The 6,218-nt window shown below is 40.4% G+C and carries 6 protein-coding genes; 5 read left to right on the top strand and 1 reads right to left on the bottom strand.

The annotated features are described in order from the left end of the window. Positions 1-4: 4 nt before the first annotated feature. Positions 5-1,153, bottom strand: coding sequence for an acetylornithine deacetylase (argE, locus tag H5072_RS09495; protein ID WP_149602219.1), 1,149 nt, complete (start codon positions 1,151-1,153; stop codon positions 5-7). Positions 1,154-1,377: 224 nt separating this feature from the next. Between argE and argC the strand changes: the two genes are divergently transcribed. The 5 genes from argC to argH form a co-directional block, all read left to right on the top strand. Beyond that, a complete protein-coding gene (argC, locus tag H5072_RS09490; protein ID WP_182693380.1) occupies positions 1,378-2,388 on the top strand; it encodes an N-acetyl-gamma-glutamyl-phosphate reductase in 1,011 nt (336 codons plus the stop codon). Further along, positions 2,389-3,156, top strand: coding sequence for an acetylglutamate kinase (gene argB / locus H5072_RS09485; protein ID WP_002958765.1), 768 nt, complete (start codon positions 2,389-2,391; stop codon positions 3,154-3,156). 7 nt (positions 3,157-3,163) lie between these two features. Then, positions 3,164-4,096 (top strand): ornithine carbamoyltransferase, encoded by a 933-nt coding sequence (locus tag H5072_RS09480; RefSeq protein ID WP_002958764.1) that lies wholly within the window; start codon positions 3,164-3,166, stop codon positions 4,094-4,096. Continuing rightward, on the top strand, positions 4,093-5,295 hold the full coding sequence (locus H5072_RS09475; protein ID WP_007377844.1) for an argininosuccinate synthase: 1,203 nt from the start codon (positions 4,093-4,095) through the stop codon (positions 5,293-5,295). Before H5072_RS09480 ends, H5072_RS09475 begins: the two co-directional genes overlap by 4 nt. 51 nt (positions 5,296-5,346) lie before the next feature. After that, positions 5,347-6,218, top strand: an 872-nt coding sequence (argH, locus tag H5072_RS09470) for an argininosuccinate lyase (protein ID WP_182693379.1), incomplete at its 3' end; no start/stop codon positions are given.

Below are 6,218 nucleotides of genomic sequence, written 5' to 3'. Positions count from 1 at the left end.
CTTATTAGCTAAAGCAATTTGCTTTTATAAGATCAGTGATTATTTGTTGTGATGGTTTTATTTTTTCCATCGCTAAAAATTCATCAGGCTGGTGTGCTTGGTTAATTGAGCCTGGGCCCATTACAATCGTTTCACAACCGAGTTGCTGGATAAACGGCGCTTCAGTGCAGTAATTTACCGCGACCGCTTTTTGCCCCGCTATTTTTTCAGCCATTTTTACTAAAGCACTGTCGGTGCTACCACTAAATGCCGGTATTGGTTCATGTAAATCTATAACGCTCACCGCATTTGGGTATTGCTGATTTATCTCTTTCGTTGCATCGAGTACTAATGCTTGTAGTTCTTGTACACTTAAACCTGGTAATGGGCGCATATCTATATGCATTTCACAGCAACCACAAATTCTATTCGCGTTATCGCCGCCATGAATATTACCTAAGTTTAATGTTGGATAAGGGATTTCGAAGTGGTTTATTGAATACTTATGCTTTAATTGTTCTTTTAAGATCATCAATTTTGTAATCACTTTATGCATTACTTCAATGGCGTTAAGACCACGTTCGGGATCGGAGCTATGCCCAGAGCGACCAACCACTCTTATTGCTGTACTCATATGGCCTTTGTGCATAAATACTGGAGTCATATCAGTAGGTTCGCCTATTATACAACGCGCAGGTTTTAAATTAGGGTGCTTACATATTTGTTGCGCACCAGCCATCGTAGTTTCTTCGTCGGCGGTGGCAAGAATTAAAATAGGCTGAGTTTGCTGCTTTTCATCAAGTTCACTAATCGCTTGTAATACAAAAGCAAAAAAGCCTTTCATATCAATACTTCCTAGCCCATACAATTTGTTATCGAGTTCGGTAAGTTTAAATGGATTATGATTCCAACGACTGTCATCAAAAGGCACTGTGTCGGTATGACCAGCTAGCATTAATCCGCCATCACCTTCTCCGCGTTTTGCTAATAAATTATAGCGCCCTTTACCTCCTTCTAATTCTATAATTTCACACGTAAAACCGATTGTTTCGCACCAACTGGCTAGGAGTTCAATTACGTTTTTATTGCTCATACACAGGTTGTCTTCAATCGCACTAATAGAAGGGGCTGCAATCAATTGTTGGTACATGGAAATAAACGAAGGCAAAGGCATAAAAAAATCCAAAATTATTATTCAATTTAATTGCATAACAATATAAAAGTATTTATGATGAATATCAATTCACTTTTTAAGCATAAATATATTAAAAGTAACGCCATGAAAATAATGCGACGATAATCAAAATTCATTAATAAAAAAGACTTAATTAGCGTCTAAGCTAGTTTAAGCGAACATTATAGATAAGTAGTAATTAATTTTAAGATAACGAGTAACAAATGAATGTAGTGATTATTGGCGCAAGCGGATACAGCGGCGCAGAGTTAGCAAGTTTAGTTGTTAAGCATCCAAACTTAACTTTAACAGGCTGTTATGTATCTGAGGGTAGCTTAGATAAAAATAAATTGCTAAGTGATTTATACCCAGAGCACCTTGGCTTACTAGATTGCCCTTTACTTCCTCTTAGCGTATCAGCTTTTGATGACATTCAAAGTGATGCTGATTACGTATGCTTATGTACCGATCACAAAGTAAGTGTTGATTTAGCGCCGCAATTTTTAGCTATGGGTAAAAAGGTATTTGATTTATCTGGTGGCTATCGTTTAGCAAGCAATGACGACTACGTTACTTACTATGGTTTTGAGCATCAACATCCAGAGCTTTTAAATGAAGCGGCTTACGGTCTAGCTGAGTGGAACCATGATGCTATCGCTAATGCAAAGCTAATTGCTGTTGCAGGTTGTTACCCAACAGCAGCGCTTAATGCGCTAAAACCGCTTAAGCAAGCAGGCTTATTAAGCAGCGAAAGTATTATTATTAATGCGGTTTCGGGCGTTACAGGTGCCGGGCGTAAAGCCAGTGTAGGAACGCATTTTTGTGAAGTGTCGCTTGCACCTTATGGTTTGTTTAACCATCGCCACGGCCCTGAAATTGAACAACACCTTGGCCACAAAGTGTTGTTTACACCGCATCTAGGTAATTTTCCGCGCGGTATTTTAGAAACTATTTATGTACAGCTTAAGCCAGGCGTTACCAAGGAAAACGTTGCATCGGCTTATCAAGTACTTTCGAGCGAGCCATTAATTCGTTTATTAGGCGATAAAGTACCTTCAATTAAAGGTGTAGCTAAGCAGCCATTTGTTGATATTGGCTGGCAGCAACAAGGAACGCAGTTAATTGTGATGTCTGCTATTGATAACTTATTAAAAGGCGCTGCTGGACAAGCTTTACAGTGTATTAATATTTCTATGAATTTAGATCATACCACTGGTTTAAAAGGAGCGTTTTAAATGAGTAAAAAAACGTGGGTAATTAAACTAGGTGGTGCAGTACTTAATACAGAAAATGCAGCAAAAGCGTTGTTTGATGTATTAAATGAGCAAACAAATGATGAGTTTGTGATTGTACATGGCGGTGGCGCTTTAGTTGATACATGGTTAAAACAAGCGGGTTTTGCCAGTGCTAAACACCAAGGATTACGTATTAGCCCAGCAGAGCAAATGCCTTATATAGTGGGTGCGCTTGCAGGTTGCGCTAATAAACAATTAATGACTCAAGCTATTAGTGCTGGGCACAAGCCTGTCGGCTTAAGTCTTTTTGAGGCAGGTGTTACTGCCACTCAAAAGCTAAAAGCGCTTTGCTTAGTGGGTAAATGTAAAAGCAACGACGATTCTATTGTTAATGATTTACTTAAAATCGGTCGCCTACCGATTGTTAGCTCTATAGGCTTTGATGAGCAAGGGCTTTGGTACAACGTAAATGCAGATGAAGCAGCAGCGGCTATTGCTAGTAACTTAAATGCTGAGCTTATTTTTATGACGGATGTTGAAGCAGTGCTTGATGAAAATAAACAGCCGTTACATCAACTTGACACAAAACACATTGATACTTTAATTACAAATGGAGTAATTGTGGGCGGGATGGAGGTCAAAGTTAAGACCAGCCTTCACGCTGCCCAACATTTACGACGCGGTGTGTATATTTCCAGCTGGCAAAAGCCAGAAAATTTAACTGCTCTGCTACAAGGCGAGCATGTCGGAACTAAGATTACACCATAGGTTTATTATGTTTGAGAATTTTTTAACGGGTTTAGAGTTAGACCAAGAAGGCGCACTTAATTTATTAAAGTTAGCGCAAGATATAAAAGCAAAACCAGAAAAATACAGCAATGTATTAGCGGGAAAATCAATCGTAACATTGTTTGAAAAACAAAGTTTACGTACTCGCTTATCGTTTGATATAGGTATTAACCGCCTTGGTGGCCATGCAGTTTATTTAGATCAGCAAAATGGCGCTATGGGTGCACGTGAATCAATTAAAGATTTCGCACTTAATATTTCTACTTGGGCCGATGGTATTGTTGCGCGCGTAAATCAGCACAGCACATTAACTACATTAGGTGAATACGCATCAGTACCGGTAGTAAATAGTTTGTGTGATTTATACCACCCATGCCAAGCGCTTGCTGATTTTTTAACGCTTCAAGAAGTTCACGGCGATGTGAGCGAGCTTAAAGTGGCTTACTTAGGTGAGGGCAACAATGTAACTCATTCATTAATGCTTTTAGCGGCAACGCTTGGCACTGATTTTGTTGCTGTAACGCCAAAAGGCAGCTCGCCTGATTCGCAAATCCTTAAAAAGGCAGAGCAAATAGCGGCAATGAATGGCGCATCAGTGATGGTAAGTGACCGTGTTGAAGCGGCTGTTGGTGCAAACGTTGTATATGCAGATACATGGGTATCAATGGGTGATACAACACCGCTTGAGCAAGTTAAAGAAAAATATATGCCTTATCAATTAAATCAGGCATTGCTAGATCAAACCGGTGCAACTACGGTATTACATTGCCAACCGGCACACCGTGAATTTGAAATTACCTCTGAGGTAATGGATGGTCCAGCATCGAAAATTATTCAACAAGCAGAGAATCGCATGCACGCGCAAAATGCTTTGCTAGTTACATTACTAAATCCAAATTTTGTTAAGGAACACCTATGAGTTCAATTAAAAAAGTCGTTTTAGCCTATTCAGGTGGTCTTGATACATCGGCTATCGTGCCATGGTTAAAAGAAAACTACGGTTGTGAAGTTGTTGCGTTTGTAGCGGATGTAGGTCAAGGCGCAGAAGAACTTGAAGGCGTAGAAGCTAAAGCAATCGCTTCAGGTGCTTCAGAATGTTACGTAGTTGATTTAAAAGATGAAATGGTAAGTGATTACATTTATCCAACACTTAAAACGGGCTCGATTTACGAAGGTACTTATTTACTAGGTACGTCTATGGCGCGTCCTATTATTGCTAAAGCACAAGTTGAAATCGCACGTAAAGTAGGTGCTGATGCACTTTCTCATGGTTGTACTGGTAAAGGTAATGACCAAGTTCGTTTTGAATCATGTTTTGCAGCCCTTGCTCCAGATTTAAAAGTAATTGCGCCATGGCGTGAGTGGGACTTATCGAGTCGTGAATCATTACTTGATTACTTAGCAGAGCGTGACATTCCGTGTTCAGCATCTGCTACAAAAATTTATAGCCGTGATGCTAACGCTTGGCATATTTCGCACGAAGGTGGTGAGCTTGAAGATCCATGGTGTCAACCAACTGAGCAAGTATGGACTTGGACTAACTCTCCAGAGCAAGCACCAGATAAATCAGAACTAGTAACTTTAAAAGTTGTTGAAGGCGAAGTGGTTGCTGTAAATGGCGAAGAACTTAAACCATATGACTGTTTAGTTAAATTAAACGATATTGCATCGCCTCATGGCGTTGGACGTGTTGATATTGTAGAAAACCGTTTAGTTGGCATGAAGTCACGCGGTTGTTATGAAACACCAGGTGGCACAGTAATTATGGCTGCGCTTCAAGCCATTGACGAGCTAGTGCTTGATAAAGCAAGCCGTAAGTGGAAAGAAGTACTAGGTGGTGAATTTTCACATTTAGTATACGACGGCCGTTGGTTTACACCACTTAAAGATTCTATTTTAGCTGGTGCAGAAGCACTTTCTAAAGTGGCAACAGGTGAAGTGGTACTTAAGCTATATAAAGGTCAAGTAACTGCAGTTCAAAAGCAATCACCAAATAGCTTATACAGCGAAGCATTTGCTACATTTGGCGAAGATGATGTATATGACCAGTCACACGCTGAAGGCTTTATTCGTTTATTCTCGCTTTCAAGCAGAATTTCAGCATTGGCTAAAAAGTAAATTATTTATAGCCCCTTATAAAAGGGGCACTACAGGGTTTGGAGAGATTTCATGGCATTATGGGGCGGACGTTTTTCTACGGGTCCAGATGAGGCGTTTAAGCAATTTAACGACTCTCTTCCCTTTGACTACCAGTTAGCAGAGCAAGATATTATTGGCTCTGTGGCATGGGCTGGTGCACTTGAACAGGTAAATGTACTTTCAAGTGATGAGCATACAAAATTAGTTGCTGCATTAAATGAGCTACTTGAAGAAGTTAAAGCTGATCCACAATCAGTTGCTACTTCAGGTGCAGAAGACATTCATTCACATGTTGAAGCTGCTCTAATTGAAAAAGTAGGTGATTTAGCTAAAAAATTACATACAGGCCGAAGCCGTAATGACCAAGTTGCCACCGATTTTAGACTATGGTGCCGTGATACAGCCGATCATTTACTAGATGCCATTGCACAGCTAAAAAGCGAGTTTGTAGCGCTTGCAGAGCGAGAGCTTGGCACAATATTACCAGGTTACACGCATTTACAGCGCGCACAACCAGTATTGTTTAGCCACTGGTGTATGGCGTATGTAGAAATGCTAGAGCGCGATGAAAGCCGCCTGCAAGATGCTAAAGCGCGCATGAATTTTTGCCCATTAGGCAGTGGTGCATTAGCTGGTACAGCTTATCCGATTGATCGCCAAGCATTAGCCCACGGATTAGGTTTTACAGCGGCTACAAAAAATAGCCTTGATGGCGTATCTGATCGTGACTTCGTGTTAGATCTTTTAAGTTGTGCGTCTATTTCGATGATTCACTTATCTCGTATGTCTGAAGATCTGATTTTTTATAATTCGGGTGAAGCCGGATTTATAGAGCTTGCTGATAACGTCACGTCAGGCTCATCGCTCATGCCTCAGAAAAAAAATCCTGATGCACTCGAGCT

This window comes from Pseudoalteromonas sp. SR45-5 (assembly GCF_014163565.1).
GTDB classification, from domain to species: domain Bacteria; phylum Pseudomonadota; class Gammaproteobacteria; order Enterobacterales; family Alteromonadaceae; genus Pseudoalteromonas; species Pseudoalteromonas distincta.
This window is presented reverse-complemented; position numbering and strand designations above follow the sequence as displayed.

Excerpts from the sequence above, each read along its gene's own strand:
- argC (WP_182693380.1), top strand. The coding sequence starts at position 1,378 with ATGAATGTAGTGATTATTGGCGCAAGCGGATACAGCGGCGCAGAGTTA.
- argB (WP_002958765.1), top strand. The coding sequence starts at position 2,389 with ATGAGTAAAAAAACGTGGGTAATTAAACTAGGTGGTGCAGTACTTAAT.
- H5072_RS09475 (WP_007377844.1), top strand. The coding sequence starts at position 4,093 with ATGAGTTCAATTAAAAAAGTCGTTTTAGCCTATTCAGGTGGTCTTGAT.
- argE (WP_149602219.1), bottom strand. The coding sequence starts at position 1,153 with ATGCCTTTGCCTTCGTTTATTTCCATGTACCAACAATTGATTGCAGCC.
- H5072_RS09480 (WP_002958764.1), top strand. The coding sequence starts at position 3,164 with ATGTTTGAGAATTTTTTAACGGGTTTAGAGTTAGACCAAGAAGGCGCA.